The 21,771-nt window shown below is 40.7% G+C and carries 21 protein-coding genes; 6 read left to right on the top strand and 15 right to left on the bottom strand.

Annotation, left to right across the window (positions count from 1 at the left end):
• Window positions 1-11: 11 nt before the first annotated feature.
• The 14 genes from lpxB to rpsB all read right to left on the bottom strand — a co-directional run bounded on the left by lpxB (window position 12) and on the right by rpsB (window position 13,596).
• Window positions 12-1,187: a lipid-A-disaccharide synthase gene (lpxB, locus tag TW85_RS18505; RefSeq protein WP_046018605.1), complete on the bottom strand. Its 1,176-nt coding sequence runs from the start codon at window positions 1,185-1,187 to the stop codon at window positions 12-14.
• Between the two features lie 84 nt (window positions 1,188-1,271).
• The gene (gene lpxA, locus TW85_RS18500) at window positions 1,272-2,048 is read right to left on the bottom strand and encodes an acyl-ACP--UDP-N-acetylglucosamine O-acyltransferase (protein ID WP_046018604.1); all 777 of its coding nucleotides are present in this window, start codon (window positions 2,046-2,048) and stop codon (window positions 1,272-1,274) included.
• Window positions 2,048-2,485, bottom strand: coding sequence for a 3-hydroxyacyl-ACP dehydratase FabZ (gene fabZ / locus TW85_RS18495; RefSeq protein ID WP_082828017.1), 438 nt, complete (start codon window positions 2,483-2,485; stop codon window positions 2,048-2,050). The genes lpxA and fabZ overlap by 1 nt, the downstream gene beginning before the upstream one ends.
• 25 nt (window positions 2,486-2,510) lie before the next feature.
• Window positions 2,511-3,524, bottom strand: coding sequence for a UDP-3-O-(3-hydroxymyristoyl)glucosamine N-acyltransferase (lpxD, locus tag TW85_RS18490; RefSeq protein ID WP_046018603.1), 1,014 nt, complete (start codon window positions 3,522-3,524; stop codon window positions 2,511-2,513).
• The gene (locus tag TW85_RS18485; protein ID WP_046018602.1) at window positions 3,524-4,018 is read right to left on the bottom strand and encodes an OmpH family outer membrane protein; all 495 of its coding nucleotides are present in this window, start codon (window positions 4,016-4,018) and stop codon (window positions 3,524-3,526) included. Before TW85_RS18485 ends, lpxD begins: the two co-directional genes overlap by 1 nt.
• Before the next feature lie 12 nt (window positions 4,019-4,030).
• Window positions 4,031-6,349, bottom strand: a complete 2,319-nt coding sequence (gene bamA / locus TW85_RS18480) for an outer membrane protein assembly factor BamA (protein ID WP_238326256.1) — start codon at window positions 6,347-6,349, stop codon at window positions 4,031-4,033.
• A gap of 11 nt (window positions 6,350-6,360) precedes the next feature.
• A complete protein-coding gene (gene rseP / locus TW85_RS18475) occupies window positions 6,361-7,707 on the bottom strand; it encodes an RIP metalloprotease RseP (protein WP_046018600.1) in 1,347 nt (448 codons plus the stop codon).
• Entirely contained in the window at window positions 7,704-8,879 is a 1,176-nt protein-coding gene (gene ispC, locus TW85_RS18470; RefSeq protein WP_046018599.1) for a 1-deoxy-D-xylulose-5-phosphate reductoisomerase, read from the bottom strand. The genes rseP and ispC overlap by 4 nt, the downstream gene beginning before the upstream one ends.
• On the bottom strand, window positions 8,879-9,682 hold the full coding sequence (locus TW85_RS18465; RefSeq protein WP_046018598.1) for a phosphatidate cytidylyltransferase: 804 nt from the start codon (window positions 9,680-9,682) through the stop codon (window positions 8,879-8,881). The genes ispC and TW85_RS18465 overlap by 1 nt, the downstream gene beginning before the upstream one ends.
• Before the next feature lie 2 nt (window positions 9,683-9,684).
• Entirely contained in the window at window positions 9,685-10,431 is a 747-nt protein-coding gene (locus TW85_RS18460; protein ID WP_046018597.1) for an isoprenyl transferase, read from the bottom strand.
• Between the two features lie 62 nt (window positions 10,432-10,493).
• On the bottom strand, window positions 10,494-11,051 hold the full coding sequence (gene frr, locus TW85_RS18455) for a ribosome recycling factor (RefSeq protein WP_046018596.1): 558 nt from the start codon (window positions 11,049-11,051) through the stop codon (window positions 10,494-10,496).
• A gap of 7 nt (window positions 11,052-11,058) precedes the next feature.
• Window positions 11,059-11,781 (bottom strand): UMP kinase, encoded by a 723-nt coding sequence (gene pyrH, locus TW85_RS18450; protein ID WP_046018595.1) that lies wholly within the window; start codon window positions 11,779-11,781, stop codon window positions 11,059-11,061.
• A 136-nt stretch (window positions 11,782-11,917) separates the two neighbouring features.
• A complete protein-coding gene (gene tsf, locus TW85_RS18445) occupies window positions 11,918-12,778 on the bottom strand; it encodes a translation elongation factor Ts (RefSeq protein ID WP_046018594.1) in 861 nt (286 codons plus the stop codon).
• 80 nt (window positions 12,779-12,858) lie between these two features.
• Window positions 12,859-13,596 (bottom strand): 30S ribosomal protein S2, encoded by a 738-nt coding sequence (rpsB, locus tag TW85_RS18440; RefSeq protein WP_046018593.1) that lies wholly within the window; start codon window positions 13,594-13,596, stop codon window positions 12,859-12,861.
• A gap of 310 nt (window positions 13,597-13,906) precedes the next feature.
• On the opposite strand from rpsB, the gene map reads away from it, so the two are divergent.
• From map to TW85_RS18415, 5 genes are all read left to right on the top strand, one after another.
• The gene (map, locus tag TW85_RS18435; protein WP_197477846.1) at window positions 13,907-14,761 is read left to right on the top strand and encodes a type I methionyl aminopeptidase; all 855 of its coding nucleotides are present in this window, start codon (window positions 13,907-13,909) and stop codon (window positions 14,759-14,761) included.
• 45 nt (window positions 14,762-14,806) lie between these two features.
• Window positions 14,807-17,491, top strand: a complete 2,685-nt coding sequence (gene glnD / locus TW85_RS18430; protein WP_046018592.1) for a [protein-PII] uridylyltransferase — start codon at window positions 14,807-14,809, stop codon at window positions 17,489-17,491.
• Window positions 17,492-17,501: 10 nt separating this feature from the next.
• Window positions 17,502-18,701 (top strand): succinyldiaminopimelate transaminase, encoded by a 1,200-nt coding sequence (dapC, locus tag TW85_RS18425; RefSeq protein ID WP_046018591.1) that lies wholly within the window; start codon window positions 17,502-17,504, stop codon window positions 18,699-18,701.
• A 156-nt stretch (window positions 18,702-18,857) separates the two neighbouring features.
• Window positions 18,858-19,895 (top strand): 2,3,4,5-tetrahydropyridine-2,6-dicarboxylate N-succinyltransferase, encoded by a 1,038-nt coding sequence (dapD, locus tag TW85_RS18420; protein ID WP_046018590.1) that lies wholly within the window; start codon window positions 18,858-18,860, stop codon window positions 19,893-19,895.
• A gap of 56 nt (window positions 19,896-19,951) precedes the next feature.
• Window positions 19,952-20,296: an ArsC family reductase gene (locus TW85_RS18415; protein ID WP_046018589.1), complete on the top strand. Its 345-nt coding sequence runs from the start codon at window positions 19,952-19,954 to the stop codon at window positions 20,294-20,296.
• A 10-nt stretch (window positions 20,297-20,306) separates the two neighbouring features.
• On the opposite strand, the gene TW85_RS18410 is transcribed toward TW85_RS18415, so the two are convergent.
• Window positions 20,307-20,534, bottom strand: a complete 228-nt coding sequence (locus TW85_RS18410; RefSeq protein WP_046018588.1) for a hypothetical protein — start codon at window positions 20,532-20,534, stop codon at window positions 20,307-20,309.
• Window positions 20,535-20,620: 86 nt separating this feature from the next.
• Here TW85_RS18410 and dapE point away from each other — a divergent pair, with 86 nt between their 5' ends.
• A complete protein-coding gene (gene dapE / locus TW85_RS18405; protein WP_046018587.1) occupies window positions 20,621-21,757 on the top strand; it encodes a succinyl-diaminopimelate desuccinylase in 1,137 nt (378 codons plus the stop codon).
• The last annotated feature ends 14 nt before the right edge of the window (window positions 21,758-21,771 follow it).

Raw genomic sequence — 21,771 nt, 5'->3', positions numbered from 1 at the left:
TTGCCAGGCCTCTATATTTGCTTTTGATTTACTAACGCGACGACTGCTTCTGCAGCTTGCTGACCCGCGTTTAATTTAAGCTCTCTATGTAGACGCTCGAATGTTTGTGCTATTTCGGTATCTGGCGAGAAGTTTTGCCAACTTTCAATTAAGCTTTTTGCTAAATTCTCAGGGCTTGCTTTATCTTGTATCAACTCAGGTACTAATGCCTTTTTAGCCAATAGATTAGGCAGCGATACATAAGGAACTTTAATCATTCTTGACATGATGGCATAAGTCAATTTAGTAAATCGGTATGCTACTACCATTGGACGTTTAACTAACATAGCTTCCAGAGCAGCAGTACCTGAGGCAAGTAGAACTGCATTAGCTGCAACCATACACTCTCTAGAATGGCCGTCAGTTACCACTATCGAAGGTAATAAGTCAGCCTTTAGATCATCACTTAGGATCAAGGCTGCAATTGTTTCTTCAATTTGAGCACGTCTTTGTTCATTCACTGCTGGAATCAGAAATTGAGCATGAGGAATTTGTTTTTTAATAATGGCCATAGTTTTAGCAAACACAGGCATTAAGCGACTAACTTCCCCCCCTCTTGAACCTGGCAAAACAGCAAAGATGGCATTCCCTTCTAACTCAAGCTTTAACTCGGCGCGTGCTTTGGCTTGATCAACAAGCAAAGGAATTTCATCAGCAAGCGAGTGCCCAACACATTTAATCGGAATCTTATGCTCATGATAGATATCTGTCTCAAAAGGAAATAGAGCTAGCATAAGATCAACGGATTCTTTTATTTTAAAAATGCGTTTTTGACGCCATGCCCAGACAGAGGGACTAACATAGTGAATACTAGTAATACCCTTTTGCTTTAACTTTTTTTCAAGAGGTAAGTTAAAATCAGGGGAGTCTATACCAATAAAGGCGGTCGGAGGGTTTTCAACACACAGGTTAAATAGCATTTTACGAATAGAAAGAAGTTCTCTCAGCCTACCCAACACCTCAACTAGCCCCATCACAGATAATCTATCCATAGGAACTAAAGAAGTGAAGCCTTGTGCTTGCATTAAAGGACCACCAATACCACTAAAACTTGCATCTGGATCGAGTTGTTTTAAATGAGAAATTAAGCTCGCACCTAAAATATCCCCTGATGCTTCACCCGCAACCAAAACGTAATGATTTGACACTTATTTTCCTCATAGAGCTAATTAACAAAAAACCCCAGAAGTGTCTGGGGTTTTTACTAGCTTCAAGCATATCAATAACGGACGCTATCGAATAATACCGCGCTTAGAACGTTTTATCGAAGCTAAAAACATGGCAACTTCGTCATATTCTAATGCAAGGCCCTGCTCAAGCTCTTTCACTGCATCTTCTAATTTACTGCCTTTTAGATAGATGCACTTATAGGCAGACCTTAGCGCTTTAATAACTTCTTTAGACATGCCTCTGCGGCGCATACCTTCAAAGTTCATCCCGTGAGCTTTAGCTGGATTACCTGAGACCATGACATAGTTTGGAATGTCTTTGGTTACCATAGATCCCATTCCACACATACTAAAAGATGCTACCTGACAAAATTGGTGTATGCCTGTATAGCCCCCCAAAATAATAGAGTCACCAATAACAACATGCCCAGCTAAAGCGACATAATTTGCCAGTATATTATTGTCACCAACAATACAGTCATGACCAACATGTGTGCTGGCCATAAACAAATTACCATTACCTATTTGAGTAATACCATTATCCTGAATCGTGCCCCTATGTATTGTGGCGTTTTCACGAATAATATTATTATCACCAATCACAAGCTTAGTGGGTTCACCTTGATATTTTTTATCTTGGTTTGCTTCACCGACTGAGGCAAATTGATAAATTTCATTACCTTCACCAATCGTCGTGTGGCCATTAATAACGGCATGGGATTTAACAACAGTCCCTGCTCCAATTTTGACATTTGCACCAATCACAGAAAAAGGCCCAATTTCGACACTTGAGTCGATTTCGGCATTAGGGTCAACAATGGCTGATGCATGAATCGTCACTAGAGTTTCCTATCTGCACATAAAATAGTTGCGGAACAAGCAAGTTCGCCATCTACTGTTGCTTTACAAGCAAATTTCCAAATACCACGACGTTCAGTAATAATTTCAGCTTCTAGCTGCACTCTATCACCAGGTACAACAGGACGCTTAAAGCGAGTATTATCGGCACCTACGAAATAATAGATAGAACCATCTTCTGGTGTCTTATCCATTGTTTTAAAGCCTAAAACACCTGCTGCTTGTGCCATTGCTTCTATAATTAGAACACCTGGCATAACCGGATGATCAGGGAAATGACCATTAAAAAACGGCTCGTTCACTGTGACATTTTTATATGCCACAATTGATTCACCCAACTTAATATCAACAACACGATCCACTAACAAAAAAGGGTATCTGTGTGGGAGATATCGGCGAATCTCATTTACATCCATCATCTACTATCGACCTTATATTTTCTTCTTACTTAAGTTTATGTTCTAACTTGGCTATCTGCTTAGCCATATCATCAATTCTTCGCAACCTAGCGGCTGATTTACGCCATTTATCCGTTGCCTCTAACCCAGTACCTGAAGAGTAAGAGCCCGCTTTATGGATAGACTTGCTCACCAAACTCATGGCAGTCACATGAACATCATCAACAATTGTTAAATGCCCAATAATGCCGACACCACCAGAAATAGTACAACGTTGACCTATATGAGTACTACCAGCAATCGCAGAGCAACCCGCAATTGCGCTATTATCGCCAATAATTACGTTATGAGCAATTTGAACTTGGTTATCAATGATAACACCATTACCAACTTTAGTATTCTCTAGAGCACCACGATCAATTGTGGTATTTGCACCCACTTCTACCTTATTACCTATAGTAACGGCAGCAAGCTGCATAATTTTAACCCAGCCTTCTGAGCTAGGTGCAAAACCAAATCCATCAGCACCAATTACACATCCACTATGCAATAAACAGTCCTGACCTATTTCAACATCATAATAAAGAGTAACATTGGCTGCTATTCGCGTATTTTCACCAATCTCAACTCGTGCTCCAATGACAGAGTTTGGTCCAATCTCAACATTATCAGCAAGAACTGCACCTTCTTCAATTACCACGTTTGCAGCAATTTTGACATTTTTACCTAAGCTTGCACTTGCATCTATACTTGCCGAAGGATGAATGTTGGCTAAAGGCTTGGGTCTATTATCAAAAAGGTGAGTTAGCTTAGCAAAAGCAAGATAAGGGTTACTGACAACAACAGCATTTTTTAGGCCTTGGGATAACGCCTTATCACGAATTAATACAGCACCGGCTTGAGTATTAGCAAGTTGCCCCTGATATTTAGGGTTTGCTAAAAAACTTAACGCCTGAGCATCCGCATGCTCAAGCGTTCCTAACTTCTCAATCATATAAGACGAATCGCCGATAACATCACCATCAACATGGTTTGCTATTTGCGCTAAACTAAAAGCCATTAATTACTCTCATCAAGACGTTTTGTTAATTCATTAGTGATATCTATGTTGGGCCCTGCATATAAACTCAATTGGCGATTAATTACTAAGTCAATTTTCTTTTCTTGAATAATAAGCTTTAAAATGGCTTCCGCATTCGGTGTTAGTTTTGCCAGCAATTCTTTTTCAAGCTTTTGCGCTTGGCGCTGCATATTAGTCGCAGCACCTCTTAACTCAGCGTCTCTTTTAGCTAATACTTCACGTCTTTGTTTAAATGTTTCTGGATCTAGAGTTAATTCATCTCGCTTTAAATTAGCTGTTTTTTCATCCAACTCAGTTTTTGCTGCGTTTAATTGCTGCTCCATTTTAGCCACTTTTTCTCTTGGCTCTTTTGCTGCTTCCTGACCTATTTTACTTTGCAAAACAGCGACACGGAAATCAAGTGTTACTACATTGGTCGCAAAAGCAGACAGAGAAAACAAAGAGAAAATGGCAAAAACAATCGAGTATTTCATTATGAGTCCTTATTAAAATGTAGTACCTAGCTGAAATTGAAAAGCATCCGTATCATCACCAGTTTTAGCATTTAACGCTCTTGCTAAGTTAAATGATAATGGTGCAATAGGTGTTACCCAAGTCCAACTAAAACCAGCACTAAAGCGAATTTCGGCAAGATCTACACCTTCATTACAACCTGTATTACCACTATAACAGTTATCAGTAAAAACGTTACCTGCATCTATAAAAAAGGCAGTACGTACAGATTTATGATCTTCAACCATAGGCATTGGAAAAATAAATTCAGCAGTACCTGTAATAGAAATATTCCCACCTAAAGCATCAGGTGTTTCAGATGAAGTACTTGGATAAGAGTTCAAAGGCCCGAGAGATGAGCTATCAAAACCTCTTACAGAATAAACCCCACCTGCATAATAGTTTTCATAAAAAGGGAGTTGCTCAGAATCACCATAGCCAAACCCATAACCCAACTTACCTTTTAATCTAATTAGCCATAAATTTGAGCCATTAAGATTCCAATAACGCTGAGAGTTTAAATCTAATTTTCCATATTCTTGATCACTAATAGGGGTCGCTAAACTTAAACTCAAGCGCGTAGAATAACCTTGTGTTGGCAACATACCGCCCACTAGGTCACTATCACTCCAAGTAATACTACCGATAATATCATCAAAGTTATTGCCATGTTGATTTACATAATCACTGGTTTCATTTGATGGATCTGTCCCTAGCTTCACCTTAGTTTCTTTTGCAGTCACACCAAAAGTTAACCTTTGCGTATCAGAAATAGGGTAACCAAACCTTACTGTTGCCCCTAAACTATCAAGACTATAATCTTCAACCTCATCATCTTCGTCATAATCTGTGGTTTTATAAAACACATCAAATCCACGACTAATACCATCTACAGTAAAGAATGGATTATCATAAGATAAAGTATAGGCTTTTTTAGTATCAGAAGAACTTATATTAAAAGAAGCCTTATTCCCCGTACCTAGAAAGTTACGTTTGGAAATACCAAAACCAAGCTGCATACCGTCACCTTCAGAGTAACCAATACTCGCTTGAATACTACCAGATGGTTGCTCCTCTACAGAGATATCAATATCAACTTGGTCACTACTTCCCTTAACGGGAATAGTTCTTAAAGAAACCTCACCAAAATAACCTAATCGTTCAATACGTCTTTTCGATTGCTGAATACTTGAGTGGTTAGCTAAACTTCCTTCGAATTGCACCATTTGGCGACGCAATACTTCATCTCTGGTTTCTGAATTACCCGAAAAGTTAATACGCCTAACATAAACCTTAGGCCCAGGTGTCACATGATAAGTTAACTTAACTTTATCACCTTCCAACTTTTCAGGAATAATATTTACTTTAGTAAACAAATATCCATGATCACCTAATAATGCTGACACGGCTTCCAGGTCCTTTGTCGCTCTAGCTCTAGAAAAAACATCACCTTCTTCTTGGGTTATTTTTTCAAATATTTCAGACTCTTCTAAAACTAGCTCACCATTCAATGCAACTTCATCAATAAAATATTGAGGCCCTTCCTCGATATTAATAACAATATAAACATCTTGTTTGTCTTGGGATAAACTTACTTGACTAGAGACAATTTCAAAATCTAGGAAGCCACGATCCAAATAATAACTTTTCAAACTATCTAAGTCTGCCTGGATTTTAGGCTTAGCATATTCATCACCTGAACCAAATGGATTAAAAAAGCCAGTTTCCATTGACAGAAAATCTTTAGTAATCTCTTCTTCAGTAAAAAATTGATTACCAATTACATTTAAATGCACAATTTTAGCGGTTTCACCTTCGTCAATATTGATGGTGACACCCACTCTATTTCTTGGCATCTCTTCAGTAATCACTTCCACATCAGCATTATAGCGCCCAAGCGCATAATATTGGCGCTGTAACTCTTGCTGAATTTGATTCAAGGTATCTGGTTTATAAAACTCTCCCACCTCTAATGAAGAACGCGTTAAACCCTTTTCTAAATCTTCTGTTGGTATCAAGTCATTCCCTTCAATGACAAGCAAACCAATAGATGGCCTTTCTAATACTTCAAAAGTCAGTACACCCTGATCTTCGTAGACCTGAATATCGCTAAAAAAGCCGGATGTAAACAAGGTTTGAATAGCATCATGAACAGATTCATACTGATACTCTACACCCTCTTCATAACCTATCATTTCAAATGCCCTTGCATCAGGCACTTGCAACAAACCATTTATTTGGACTTGAGAAACACTTTTAGAAATCGCCGGTAAACTCAAACACATTAGACATAAGGTAAAAACAAACTTCACTCACAACCTCTCTACAAACGGGCGATATCATTAAAAATAGCGACCAACATCAAAGCGAATAACATAGAAGCTCCGATACGATAAGCTAGATATTGAACTTTTTCTGAGACTGGCTTTCTACGCACGGCCTCAACAAAATAAAACAGCAAATGACCACCGTCCAATACAGGAATAGGTAGCAAGTTAAGTACTCCAAGACTAATACTCAAGTAAGCCATAAACTGTAAAAATGATTGCAAGCCAGACTCAGCAGATGCACTTGCAACCTTAGCAATAGTAATTGGGCCAGATAAGTTATCAATTGAGATCAATCCCTTAATCATCTTAAAAATAGATGACAAGGTTAAATTGATCATTTGACCAGAGCGATCGACCCCATAAGCAATTGACTCAAAAAAACCATACTGAGTTTCTTTATACCAAGATGCGTCCAACACAACAGGCTTTACCATCAAACCGACATAACCTGTCGCCACTCCCTCTACATCCCTTGAGTTTGGCGTTAGCATAAGGTTTATTTCTTGATTATCTCGCTGCAAAGTGACTGACAAAGCCTGCAACGGGCTCTTTTGCACTATATTGACAAATTCTTGCCAGTCCTCAATTAAATTATCATCAACCTTAACGACCCTATCATTCTCTTTAAGCCCGGCTAATTCAGCTGCGCCATCAGATAAGACTTTATCGACGATTGCAGGCATTTGAGGTCGCTTAGGAGTTAATCCTAACTCATTGATAAGCCCTGCTGGCTCTGAATCTGACAACCAAGCTTGCAACTGGAAATCAGACTCAACTTCAGTCGAACTTCCCTTGGGAATATATCTAAAGGAATAACTACCTGTTTGCCCAATTAAATTTGCAAGTGCAAGATTCACCTGTTGCCAAGATGCGACGTTATCACCGTTTATCCAAGTAATTTCATCACCAGCCTGCAAACTTGATTGAGCAATAATTGAATCTGCTTTTATCCCACCAACTATTGGCGTAACCGTTTGAATCCCCTGAAGCGCAACTACTGCATAAAGAATAATTGCCAACAAAAAGTTAGCTAAGGGCCCTGCTGCAACAATAGCAATACGTTGCCAAACCGTTTTATTGTTAAATGCCTCATGTTTTTGCGTATCAGGTACATCACCTTCTCGCTCATCCAACATTCTGACGTATCCACCAAGAGGAATAAGCGCCAAAGTGAATTCAGTGCCGAGGCGATTTACCCATTTAAAAATTGGCTTACCAAAACCAACTGAAAACCTAAGCACCTTCACACCACAAGCACGCGCTACTATATAGTGACCGAACTCATGGAAGGTTATAAGCACACCTAAAGCAACAATAATGGACAGTACACTCTGAATCACAAAAACGCCTTAGAATTAATAACATCATTTGCTTTTTGACGCGCCACTTTATCAGCATCAAATACAGCTTCCAAATCTGTGACAGGGAAAACAGCAGTTTGTTCAAGCACTTCGGTATTTATTTTGGCAATATCCAAAAAACCAATACGCTTGTTCAAAAAAGCATCTACTGCTATTTCGTTTGCGGCATTCAAACTAGCCATCGCAGTGCCACCTATATACCAAGCATCAGCAGCAAGTCTCAGATTAGGAAATTTATCTAAATCAGGCTTTGAAAAGTCTAGCTGGGCAATTTCAAACAAATTTAACGGCTCAACTCGGGTTGTAATTCGCTCAGGCCAGGTCATGCCATAAGCAATAGGCACCTTCATATCAGGGTTACCCATTTGAGCAATGACAGATCCATCATCATAAGAAACCATTGAGTGAATAATACTTTGAGGATGAATTACCACCTCAATATCATCAGGCTCCACATCAAATAACCAGCAAGCCTCAATGAGCTCCAACCCCTTATTCATCATACTAGCGGAATCAACAGAGATTTTACGCCCCATAGACCAATTTGGATGCTTACATGCCTGCTCAGGCGTCACAGATAGCATTTCTTCATTACTGAAGTTTCTAAATGGGCCGCCTGACGCTGTTAATAAAATCTTATCAACTGATCTTTTTATCGCACCAGACTCATTTTGAGGAAGACACTGATAGATTGCATTATGCTCGCTATCAATCGGCATTAAAGTGACATTATGCTTAGAAACTTCATCCATAAAAAGCTTGCCAGCAGTGACAAGAGATTCTTTATTCGCCAACAAAACTCGCTTACCTGCACGAATAGCAGATAAAGTAGAAGTTAAGCCAGCAAAACCAACAATAGCAGCAACAACCTGATCCACATTAGATTCAGATGCAATTTCAGTCATAGCTTCAGCACTACAATCAAACTGAATAGGTAAATTGGGGCAGGCATGAGCAACAGCATCTCGCGCCCTTTCAGAACCCATAACAACTCGTTCAGGTTGAAATTCATGACAAATTTCAACCATACGCTCAACACTTTCATTTGCTGCAGCCGAAATTAGTTTAAACTTATCAGGATGCTGAGAAATTAAATCGAGCGTACTTGAGCCAATCGAACCAGTCGCACCCAAGAGACAAATATTTTGCATTAGAGCCATCCCACGTTCATCATGAGCAATACAAAAATAGGTGCTGCAGAAGTAACGCTATCTATTCGGTCCATTACACCACCATGACCAGGTATAAGACTACTTGAGTCTTTCAAACCTTCGTGCCTTTTAAACAGGCTCTCCGTTAAATCACCCAACACAGAGACAGCTACTGTTACTAAACCTACGGCAGACAAAATAAGAGTTTGAGCCAAAGCAAGCTCTTGGTAAGAGGCAAAGACAAAAAGCCCTACTTGAGTTACAACAAGGCCACCAATTACACCTTCCCAAGATTTCCCAGGACTTACATGTCGCGCTAATTTTCGCTTACCAAGTAATCGCCCAGTGAAATAAGCACCAGTATCTGCTCCCCAAATAAGTGCCATAAGCAAAATCAAGTAAGTAATAAACTGATCGCCCTGCTTTATTACTGCCAACGCACACCAAGTTGTTAGCAAAATACTTAAACCAAATGACAACCTTAAGAAGCGTCCCTTCCAAGCCTTCATTTCAGGGTAAGCAATAACCCAGTAGAGTGCGAAGCACCAAAGTACAGGCGTAATCCACAACATAGCCCGTTGCAGATCAAAAATAGCAACACCATAAGATAAGGTTGCAACCATACCAGCAAAAGCAATACGCGTTTGTTGCCGAGTAATACCTGAAAGCCTTGCCCATTCCCAAGCAGCTACAACTAGCACAGCACCAGTGAAAAGCATAAAACCGATTTTATCAAAGGTAATAACAACATAGACAAACACAATTGCCATAACAATGGCACTAAGCACTCTAGGTAAAAGCATAATTATCGACCGCCATAACGTCTTTGGCGCTGCTGATAAAGATCAATCGCATACTGAAAATCGTCAGCATTAAAATCAGGCCAAAGAACAGGTAAAAAAACAAACTCCGAATAGGCTGCCTGCCATAACAAGAAGTTACTAATACGCTCCTCACCCGAGGTTCGTATAATAAGGTCTGGGTCAGGAAGATCTGAAAGGTAAAGTTGATCTGAAATTGCATTTTCATCTATTTGCTCTATAGACAAATCGCCCTCAATCACTTTTTTACAAAGTTGACGCGCTGCTTGAGTGATATCACCACGCCCACCGTAATTTGCAGCAATAACTAATTGCATCCCTTCATTAGTTTGAGTTTGTTGCTCTGTGTAGGCAATTTGCGCTCGTAAACTAGCACTAAAACCTGACACATCACCCATCACCCTAAGTCGAATATTGTGCTCATGCATGCGCTTTAACTCTTTTTTCAAAGAGCGCATAAACAACATCATAAGAGCATCAACTTCTGCTTTAGGCCGTTTCCAATTTTCGCTAGAAAAGGCAAATAACGTTAGCACCTTTACACCAGTCTTTGCAGAAGCTTCTACAATACGGCGCACAGCCGTAGCACCAGCCTTATGGCCAGCAAGACTTGGTAAAAACTTTCGTTTAGCCCAGCGATTGTTACCATCCATAATTATGGCAATATGGGCAGGAATATTTTCTGCCACTTCCATAGAATGGCTAAGTTCGTCGTTTGACGATCCAGACATACGCAAAACCTTATTTTAAAGAAAAAACACTTAATGGAGCCCTAAGGGCTCCATTAAGTTTTTTAGATTGCCATTAGGTCTTTTTCTTTTTTAGCCAAGCGATCTTCCACTTCAGCAACATATTTATCAGTCAGTTTTTGCACCAAGTCTTGTGCACGACGCTCTTCATCTTCAGAGATTTCTTTCTCTTTTACCAAAGACTTAAAGTTAGCATTCGCATCACGACGGATATTTCGGATAGACACACGCGCACTCTCAGCTTCTGCTTTTGCTTGCTTAAAGTAGTTTTTACGAGTCTCTTCAGTCAAAGCAGGCATAGGAATACGAATCAGACCACCAGTAGTAGAAGGATTTAAGCCTAAATCTGACTTCATGATTGCTTTTTCGATTTCAGGCACTAAGTTTTTCTCCCATGGAGAAATACCCAAAGTACGAGCATCTTCTACAGTAATATTTGCAACTTGGCTAAGAGGTGTATCTGAGCCATAATAATCCACACGAACTGAATCTAAAATACTTGGGTGAGCACGACCAGTACGGATCTTTTTAAATGCTGTCTCTACCGCAGTGATAGATTTTCCCATACGCTCTTCAGAGTCTAACAAAATTTCATCAATCATAACTTTCTCACTTAATTACTGTGCCTTCATTGCTACCCACTATGACATTAATGAGTGCGCCTGGCTTATTCATATTAAATACACGTATTGGCATATGGTGATCGCGAGTCAAGCATATTGCAGTTAAGTCCATGACTCCTAATTGTTTTTCCAATACTTCGTCATAGTTTAATGTATCATATTTAACAGCATCTGGATCTTTCATTGGATCAGCAGAATAAACACCATCTACTTTAGTCGCTTTTAGAACGACATCAGCATCAATTTCAATACCACGTAAACATGCAGCAGAGTCTGTCGTGAAGAATGGGTTACCTGTGCCTGCAGAGAAAATCAGCACATCACCTTCTTTCATCAAACGCATAGCACGTCGACGATCATAAGGCTCAACTATCCCTGTCATAGTAATTGCAGACATAACACGTGTTGTAATATTTGCTCTTTCGAGTGCATCACGCATTGCCAAGGCATTCATAACCGTTGCTAGCATACCCATATGGTCACCAGTCACACGATCCATCCCAGCTTCACTTAACGCTTGTCCACGAAATAAGTTACCACCACCAATAACAATACCAACTTCAACACCTATACCACGCAATTGGCCAATCTCAAGCGCAATTCTATTCAATACTTTAGGGTCGATACCAAACTTTTCGTCCCCCATTAAAGCTTCACCACTTAGCTTTAACAAAATTCTTTTATAATTGGCGTTTTTTTCAATCGGCATACTCAATCTCCGGTAATGGCATTGTTAATATTCAGGCAAAAATATCAGCCTGATATAAAATATTCACCTTTGTAAGATGTATATTTATAAAAAAGGGCAGTCTAGCTGCCCTTTTTATGAAGTCGATCAGCTAGGATTAACCTTTAAGCTGAGCCGCAACTTCTGCAGCAAAGTCAACTTCTTCAACTTCAATACCTTCACCTACTTCAAGGCGAACGAAAGAAGTGATAGTTGCGCCAGCATCTTTAGCCAATTGACCCACTTTAACATCTGGGTTTTTAACGAAAGGCTGTTCAACTAGGCTGTTTTCAGCCAAGAATTTCTTCATACGACCAACAATCATTTTATCAACGATTTCAGCTGGTTTGCCTGCCATATCTGGCTGAGCACGGATGATCTCTTCTTCTTTTGCTAGAACATCAGCAGGCATATCTTCACCGCGTACAACGCGTGGAGCAACAGCTGCAACGTGCATAGCAACATCTTTAGCTAGTTCATCAGAACCATTTTCTAGCTGAGTCAATACAGCAATTTGACCGTTACCGTGTAGATAACCGCTTACCAAGCCACCTTCAACGACAACAGCACGACGAGGCGCGATGTTTTCACCGATTTTCTGAACAAGCGCTTCACGCAACTCGCCAATTTCACCAGCTAAAAGCGCTTCCATGTTTGTTTCTTTTGTTTCAAAAACAACATCAGCTACTTTCTCAGCGAAAGCACCAAAACTATCATCACGAGTCGCGAAATCAGTTTCAGCATTAACTTCAACCAAGATGCCGTAAGAGTTATCAGGCGCAACGCGCATAACCAAACGACCTTCAGCAGCAGTACGACCAGCTTTTTTAGCTGCCTTCATGCCACTTGTTTTACGCAATTCTTCAATTGCTAACTCAATATCGCCACCAGCAGCTGTCAGTGCTTTTTTGCACTCCATCATGCCAAGAGCGGTACGCTCACGTAATTCTTTTACCATTGCCGCAGTTACTGCTGCCATTTGTAAATCCTCTTAATACGAATTTAAAATTTAAAAAAGGGGGCATTTAGGCCCCCCTTTCAAAATTAGGAAAGCCCTAATTAGTTAGCTTCAGTTGCTTCGCTAACTTCAACAAACTCATCTGCAGATCCTGCAGCCGCACCGCGACCTTCAAGAACAGCATCAGCGAATGCAGTTACATACAACTGAACAGCGCGGATAGCGTCATCGTTAGCTGGGATTACATAATCAATGCCATCTGGGTTACTGTTAGTATCAACAACACCGATTACTGGGATACCTAGCTTGTTAGCTTCTTTAATTGCGATGCGTTCGTGATCAACATCAACAACAAAAAGGATATCAGGAAGACCACCCATATCCTTGATACCACCGATAGAAAGCTCAAGTTTTTCTAGCTCACGTGTGCGCATCAAAGCTTCTTTCTTAGTGATTTTTTCAAAAGTACCGTCGCCCATTTGAGTTTCAAGGTCACGTAGACGCTTGATAGAAGCACGGATAGTTTTGTAGTTGGTCAACATACCACCTAACCAACGGTGATTAACGTAAGGCATAGAAGAACGTTGAGCTTGTTCTTTCATTGTCTTAGACGCTGCACGCTTAGTACCAACGAACAAAACTTTGTTTTTGTTCTCTGCCATTTTCTTAACTAGCTCAAGCGCTTCGTTAAGAGCAGGTACAGTGTGCTCAAGGTTGATGATATGAATCTTGTTACGAGCACCAAAAATGAAAGGTTTCATTTTTGGGTTCCAGTAACGAGTTTGGTGACCGAAGTGAGAGCCGACTTGTAAAAGGTCGCGCATAGAAACTGTAGGCATAATAATATCCTTGTTTGGGTTGTTTATCACTTACCAACCTACTACTCCAGCCAGACAAGGTTTAAAGCAACCATTGGCACCCCAGAAGCGGCAGTTAATTGTGGTAAGGTCGTTAAGGTTTATTTAATTAAACTTGAACCAAAAGTAATTAAGATTCAAGCGGCGTGTTTATACCACAATTACAACACAATCAAAAGAAGATATTAGCTATGGCCGTTTTTTCTTCTGTTTTTAGTCAGTAAAAAGAGGGAATATCCATGCCGTCTCATGTAGAATAGCAGGCATCTTAAATCAGACATCATTTTCTATCATGAGCAACGAAATTTTAAACCAAATTAAAGAACTCACAAAGAATGGCCGAGTTGATGTGCCAAAATGGACCCCTAAAACTGCAGCAACTCGATTTACTGACATTGCAGACATTGAAGGAATGCGTACTGCTGGCCGTTTAGCCGCTGAAGTATTAGAAATGTTACTCCCTTATGTTGTGCCAGGCGTCACTACTGACCAACTAGACATTATTGCCCACAATTACATAGTTTCAGAGCAAGGCGCCATCCCAGCCCCACTTAACTATCACGGCTTCCCGAACTCTATTTGCACATCAGTAAATGATGTTATTTGTCACGGCATCCCAAATGCTAAAGCCTTAAAAAAAGGTGATGCGGTCAACATAGATATCACAGTAATTAAAGATGGTTATTATGGCGACACTAGCCGCATGTTCTTTGCTGGCGAACCTGCTCAACACCTAGTACGTTTATGCAAAGTCACTCAAGAGTGCCTTTACTTGGCAATAAAAATGGTGAAACCTGGAGTTCGAATTGGCGACCTTGGCGCAGCGATTGCGGCACATGCACACAAACACAACTACTCAGTTGTTGAAGAGTATTGTGGCCACGGTCTTGGTACAACGTTCCACGGCGAGCCACAAGTTGCTCATTACGGCACAGCGGGGACAGGCGCCGTTATTGAAGAAGGCATGACTTTTACCATAGAGCCTATGATCAATGCAGGTAAAAAGCAGGTTAAACACTCTGGCCAAGATAATTGGATTGCCAAAACAAAAGACGGTCGCTTATCAGCCCAGTACGAACATTCTCTTCTAGTAACGGCAGACGGCGTTGAAATTTTAACAAAACGCGCTGAAGAAGACTTTAGTTAACTCCATGTCATAACCCATACCAAACAAAATCCAAAGAGGACCAAGATGGACAGCCCTGCACATATAGACTTACCCACTCTCACAGAAAAAGAGCAACAAGAACTAAGTCAAGCAAGCTGTCCCGTCTCAAGATACAAAGAGATTATTGAGACCAAGAGCGAAGCGCTAAATCAACTTTTCCTCCAACAACTCCCTATTGAATGGCTAGTAAAAGGTCGCGCAAACTTAATTGACCAAGTACTTGCCACTGCTTGGCAGTCAAAGGGGTTAGATAAAGAGAAAGATATTTGCCTAGTTGCCGTTGGCGGCTATGGCCGTGGTGAGTTACATCCAAAGTCTGATGTCGACCTACTCATTCTTATTGATCAAGTTGATGAACCACTAAAACTTAAACTAGAGGCCTTCATCACTTTTTTGTGGGACATTAATTTAGACGTGGGCCACAGTGTTCGCACCCATGATGAATGCATAAAGCTGGCTCAAGACGATATCACCATCATCACCAACCTAATTGAATCACGACACCTAGCTGGCGAACCAGATCTACTAGCTAACGTACAGCTTGGTATTGATGTTGAACACATGTGGGATGGCCACTCTTTTTACCAAGCAAAAATCAAAGAACAAGAACAGAGACACGAGAAATACCAAAACACTGCCTATAACTTAGAACCCAACCTAAAAGAGTGTCCTGGTGGGTTAAGGGATATGCAAGTTATTGACTGGGTTGCCAAACGCCACCTACACACACATAGACTAAGCGCCCTCATTAATAAATCCTTTTTATCTGAGGATGAGTACCACAGACTAAAAGAAGCTGTCTCCCATTTATGGCGTATTCGTTGGGCCCTACATATAGAGACCAACCGTAAAGAAGACAGATTACTATTTGACCATCAACGTAGTCTAGCAGGCACCTTCGGCTTTATTGGCGACGACCTAAAACGTAACGTCGAACACTTTATGCAAGGCTATTATCAAAGTGTTGCCGCCATCCAGCAATTAAATGATTTACTACTACAGCACTTCGAAGAGTCTTTCTTATATCCAGACCAAAGCAATATCACTGAAATCATTAATGAAAGATTCCAAGTCCATAATGGACAACTAGATATTCGTGATCAGGATGTTTTTCGCAAAACCCCCTCCGCTATTCTTGAAGTCTATGTTGTTTTAGGCAGCAGAGAAGACATCAAAGGCTTACGCGCAAATACAATGCGAGCACTACAAAACAGCCTAGACCTAATTGATGATGAGTTCAGATACGACAAACATAATACTGAGCTCTTTATGGACATTATTTCTAGCCCATATGGCATGACTAGCCTACTTCGCTCAATGAAACACATTGGCGTGTTGGGGCGTTACCTCCCTGAATTTGAAGCAATCATAGGTCAAATGCAGCATGATTTATTCCACGTTTATACCGTCGATGCTCACACCCTACAACTCGTGGAAAACCTGCGCAGACTTTGGTTACCTGAGTACAAACAAAAATTTCCAATTTCATCTCAAACAATTCGCCACCTACCTAAGGTAGAGTTAATTTACATAGCAGGCTTATATCACGACATAGCTAAAGGCCGAGGCGGAGACCACTCTGAATTAGGCTGCCAAGATGCTAGAGCCTTTTGTGAGAGACACAGCTTATCCAAGCACGATACGGAGCTCATTGTCTGGCTTGTTAGAAATCACCTACTAATGTCTGTTACTGCTCAACGTAAGGATATATCAGATCCCGAAGTAATCTGGGAATTCGCTCGCATAGTTAAGGATCAAGAACACCTAGACCACCTTTTCATTCTGACTGTGGCAGACATTAATGCAACCAACCCAGCTATGTGGAATAGCTGGCGCGCATCATTAATGCGTCAACTCTATTTAGAAACAAAGCGTGCCTTAAGACGCGGACTAGACTCTCCAATTGATGCAGAAATGCTGATTGATGAGCACAAACAAAGGGCGTTAGAAGTATTGATTGAGCGCCGTGTTGATATTTGCGAAGCAGAAAAAATTTGGGAAACCATAGATGATGAATACTTTATTCGCTCCAGTGGTGATGAAATTGCTTGGAATACAGAAGCGATTTTAAATCACAAAAGCGATAAACCTCTAGTTGCAATCAAGTCACTCGGTGGCCGAAATTTCTCTGGAGCAAACCGTATTTTTGTCTACACCCCCTGTAGCGATCATCTATTTGCCGTTACGGCAGCGACATTAGAGCAACTAGGCCTCACCATTCTTGATGCAAAAATCAATATCACCACCCACAACTACAGCTTAGATAGTCTAGTTGTCATGGATGATAATGATAGCAACACTAATTGGAATCTTGATATTAATAAAATTAAGCTAATTCAAGACACCTTAATTGAACAACTCGAATCCCCCTCTTTGTACGAAAGTTTAATTCAAAGATACACACCAAGAATTCTTAAAATATTCAATAATGCTGCCAGAGTAAGCTTAGAGAACAACCCCGAAGACATTTGGTCTGCCATGGATGTCATCGCTCCAGACCGCCCTGGCTTATTAGCCATGATAGGTCAATTTTTCATGACTAAGAACATCATGCTTCATAAAGCCAAAATCGCCACCCTAGGCGAACGAGTAGAAGACACTTTTTACATCACAGAGAAAAATGGTGAGCCAATTCTAGAAGAAGCTCGCATTAAACAACTTTGCCAACAACTCGAAGAAAAAATCGACTTATTTTCACAAGCCAATTAGCGAGGAAGAAATGAATCCATCCATTAATGAATTACACCCGTACCCGTTTGAAAAGCTCGCTAAGCTTTTAGCCGATATAACACCGAATAAAGACCTTGAACTAATCAAGCTAACCATAGGTGAACCACAACATCCCGCACCACAATTTGTACTGGACACCCTAACTCAAAACTTAGACAAGGTTAGTAAGTATCCAGGCACTAAAGGCACCCCAGAACTGAGACAAAGCATTGCTAACTGGGCAAGTAAACGCTTTCAACTGAGTCAACTAGATCCTGATACTCAAGTTTTACCCGTAACAGGTACACGAGAAGCACTGTTTGCCATCACTCAAACTCTCGTAGACTCAACCAAGCCTAATGCAACAGTGATTAGCCCAAACCCCTTTTATCAAATCTATGAAGGTGCGACGATTTTAGCAGGCGCAAAACTACACTTCTTAGCCGGTAATCCAGAGCAAAATTATAAAATTGATTACACAGATATAAGTGATGAGGTTTGGCAAGACACTCAAATCTTATTTACTTGTTCTCCGAACAACCCTAATGGCTATGTCACAACACTAGAAGACTATGAGTTCCTCCTTAAAAAGTCAGCTGAGTTTGATTTCACCATCATTGCTGATGAATGCTATTCAGAAATCTATTTCGATGAAAATACAAAGCCAACAGGCCTATTAGAAGCCTGCCAGAGATTGGATAATCCAGAGTATAAAAACTGCCTCGTTTTCCACTCTTTATCTAAGCGCTCAAACCTACCTGGATTACGCTCTGGCTTTGTTGCTGGAGATGCCGGCATTCTCGCTAGTTTTTTACTGTATCGCACCTATCATGGCTGTGCGATGGCACTGCAAACCCAAATAGCCTCTATTAGCGCCTGGAACGACGAGGAGCACGTATTAGAAAACCGCAATCTCTATCGTGAGAAGTTTGAACAGGTACTAGAAATCCTGACGCCTGTCATGAAGGTAAGCAAACCTGACGCTGGCTTTTATCTATGGCCACAACTCGATATGGACGATGAAGTTTTCTGCCAAAAACTTTATCAAGAAGAAGCGGTATTAGTATTGCCCGGCCGTTACCTTGCTCGAGAAGTGGAAGGTATTAATCCTGCTAAGAACCATGTACGCATGGCCCTTGTTGCTACTACACAGGATTGTGTTGAAGCGGCATCTCGCATCAAGCGCTTCATGTTAAAGCACACAAAATAAGTAAAATATTTTATCGATAAACGCCTGTATTTTTTATCATTTCAACAAAGCCAAATTAAATTGAAACTGATACCATACTGGCATTCACTTTTACAGGTTAAGCTGAAAACAACTTAGCCTGAACTAACTTTATATTTATCGCGTTGGAGTTAATTAATGAGCAGTCAATTTTTCGCATTAGGTTTAGGCATAGGCACACAAAATACAGAAGGTGAGTGGTTAGAAGTTTTTTACTCAAACCCTATCATCAACCCTGAAAAAGCCGTTATTGATGCGATCCTTGAAAGCACTAGCTATACAGAAGGCAATGACACTATTGTACTTGATGAAAGCGATCTTAACCGCCTTCACATGAGTCTACTGAAAGCTGGCAACATTGAACAAGCTGAACTTGCATCACGCCTAAAAGCATCAACCCAACCTGTCATTCTTTGCCTACTAAGCAAAGATGAAGCACCAAGCAACCCAGCTGAAGTTTACTTAAAGCTTCAACTAATCTCTCATCGTGTAATTAAGCCCCACAGCACAAACTTAACAGGTATGTTCGGTCTATTAATTAATACAGCTTGGACAAGCGACGGTCCTATCGACGTTAGAGAACTAGCAGATCGTCAACTAAGCGCTCGCATGGAAGGCCGTACAATCGAAGTATTTAGTGTTGATAAGTTCCCTAAAATGGCTAACTTTGTTGTGCCATCAGGCATTCGTATTGGTAATGCTGCTCGTATTCGCCTTGGTGCACATCTTGGTGAAGGCACAACCGTAATGCATGAAGGTTTCTGTAACTTTAATGCAGGTACCTTGGGTAACTCTATGATCGAAGGCCGTATCTCTGCTGGCGTTGTCATTGGAGAAGGTTCAGACCTAGGTGCTGGTTGCTCCACTATGGGTACACTATCTGGCGGCGGCGAAATCATTATCGGTGTCGGTGAAAAATGCCTAGTTGGTGCGAATGCGGGTATCGGTATCGGTCTTGGCGATCGCTGCACAGTAGAAGCAGGTCTATACATCACTGCTGGACAGAAAGTTCTCGTTCGTGATGAAAACCGTAACGTAGTCGCTACAGTTAAAGCTCGTGAACTATCTGGCAAATCTGACCTTCTATTCATTCGCAACTCAGAAACAGGTGCGGTTGAATGTCGTACCAATAAATCTGCTGTCAGCTTGAACGAAGAGCTTCACGCTAACAACTAAGCATTATCTAGCGCGATCAAATATGGTCGCGCTTTTATTGAATAATAAGGCAGACAATGACAAGCATTTACGGCATAAAAAATTGCGACACCATGAAAAAAGCCATGACTTGGTTAACTCAAAATGAGATTGAATTTAACTTTCATGACTATCGTAAAGACGGGCTAGAAAAGGAATTTATCAGCCAATGGATAGCAGAATTTGGGTGGGAAAAGATCATCAATAAACGCGGAACAACATGGCGAGCATTAGATGAAGACACAAAAAACAATATGAATGATGCTCAAGCTATAGAAGCAGTTTTAGCTCAACCCGCTATGATAAAACGCCCTTTATTAATTCATAACAATAAAGCAACTTTAGGCTTTAAAGCTGCTGAATACGAAACAATATTTAATTAACCGTTTATCTTCAAGGAAGGATCACTGGTGCATAGGCGCAGCGATAAACGTTATTTAAGTAAGCTGTATAAGCACCCTGCCCGCAAACATTAACAACCGGCGCAGTACCATTACCCGCTTCATCAGACATAATTAATGGTACATATTGGTTACTTGTTCTTGCATAACCTGTTTCATATGTTTGCACACCACAGGCGGTCAATAAAAATAGGCTAGATAAAATTAATAGATTTTTCATAAAAAGGCCTCGTAATTCGAGCTGTATCCTAGCAAACATACTTAAAAGTAACAAAAACTTCGACCTAAGGTAAAGAAAAGACCACTATGACTAACTTGTCCTCCACTTTAGAACTTGCATTTGACCTCATATCTCGCCCTTCTGTAACACCAGAAGATGCAGGCTGCCAAGATGTCATGATTCAACGCTTAGAAAAACTTGGCTTCGAAATAGAAAAAATGCCATTTGGTGAAGTGAAAAACTTTTATGCTAAGCGAGGAAGCTCGAGCCCAAATCTTTGCTTTGCAGGTCATACTGATGTTGTACCGACAGGCCCTGAGTCAGAATGGATCAACCCTCCTTTTGAGCCAAAAATCATTGATGGAAAACTCTATGGCCGTGGTGCAGCAGACATGAAAGGTAGTCTAGCGTCCATGGTAGTTGCTGTCGAAGAGTTTGTTAACGCCAACCCAGATCACCAAGGACAAATTTCTTTTTTAATTACAAGCGATGAAGAAGGTCCATTTGTAGACGGAACTACACGTGTAGTGGATGCTCTTATCGAGCGCAAAGAGAAAGTTGACTGGTGCATTGTTGGTGAGCCATCAAGTACAAACCAACTGGGTGATATAATCAAAAATGGTCGTCGTGGCTCATTTAGTGGCAACCTAACCATTTATGGTAAACAAGGGCATGTGGCTTACCCACACCTAGCCCAAAACCCAATACATATCGCAGCACCTGTTATCGCAGAACTTTCAGAAACACATTGGGACGAAGGTAATGACTACTTCCCACCTACCAGCTTCCAAGTTTCCAATATCAATTCTGGAACCGGCGCAACCAATGTGGTACCAGGCACATTAAGCACTCAATTCAATTTACGTTTTTCATCTGAGTTAGACTTTGACAAGATAAAAACTCGTATTCTAGCGATTCTCGAAAAGCACGGTGTCAAATACGACATTGAGTGGACCTATAACGGCCTACCTTTCCTTACTCGCCCTGGAGAACTAGTCGATGCCATTGTTAAATCTGTTGAAGATAGCGTGAACATTACACCAGAACTTTCTACATCAGGTGGCACATCAGACGGTAGGTTTATCGCACAAATGGGAACACAGGTGGTTGAACTTGGCCCTATCAATGCGACTATACATCAGATCAATGAATGTGTTGAGGCTGAGAGCTTAAACCAGTTGACGAATATTTATCGAAAAACCTTGGAAAATCTTTTCCTATAGTTTAATTTGCCAGC

Source organism: Marinomonas sp. S3726 (assembly GCF_000967665.1).
In the GTDB taxonomy this organism is placed as follows: Bacteria; Pseudomonadota; Gammaproteobacteria; order Pseudomonadales; family Marinomonadaceae; genus Marinomonas.
Note: the sequence above shows the minus strand (reverse complement) of the source record. Positions and strands in the feature narration are given on the sequence as shown.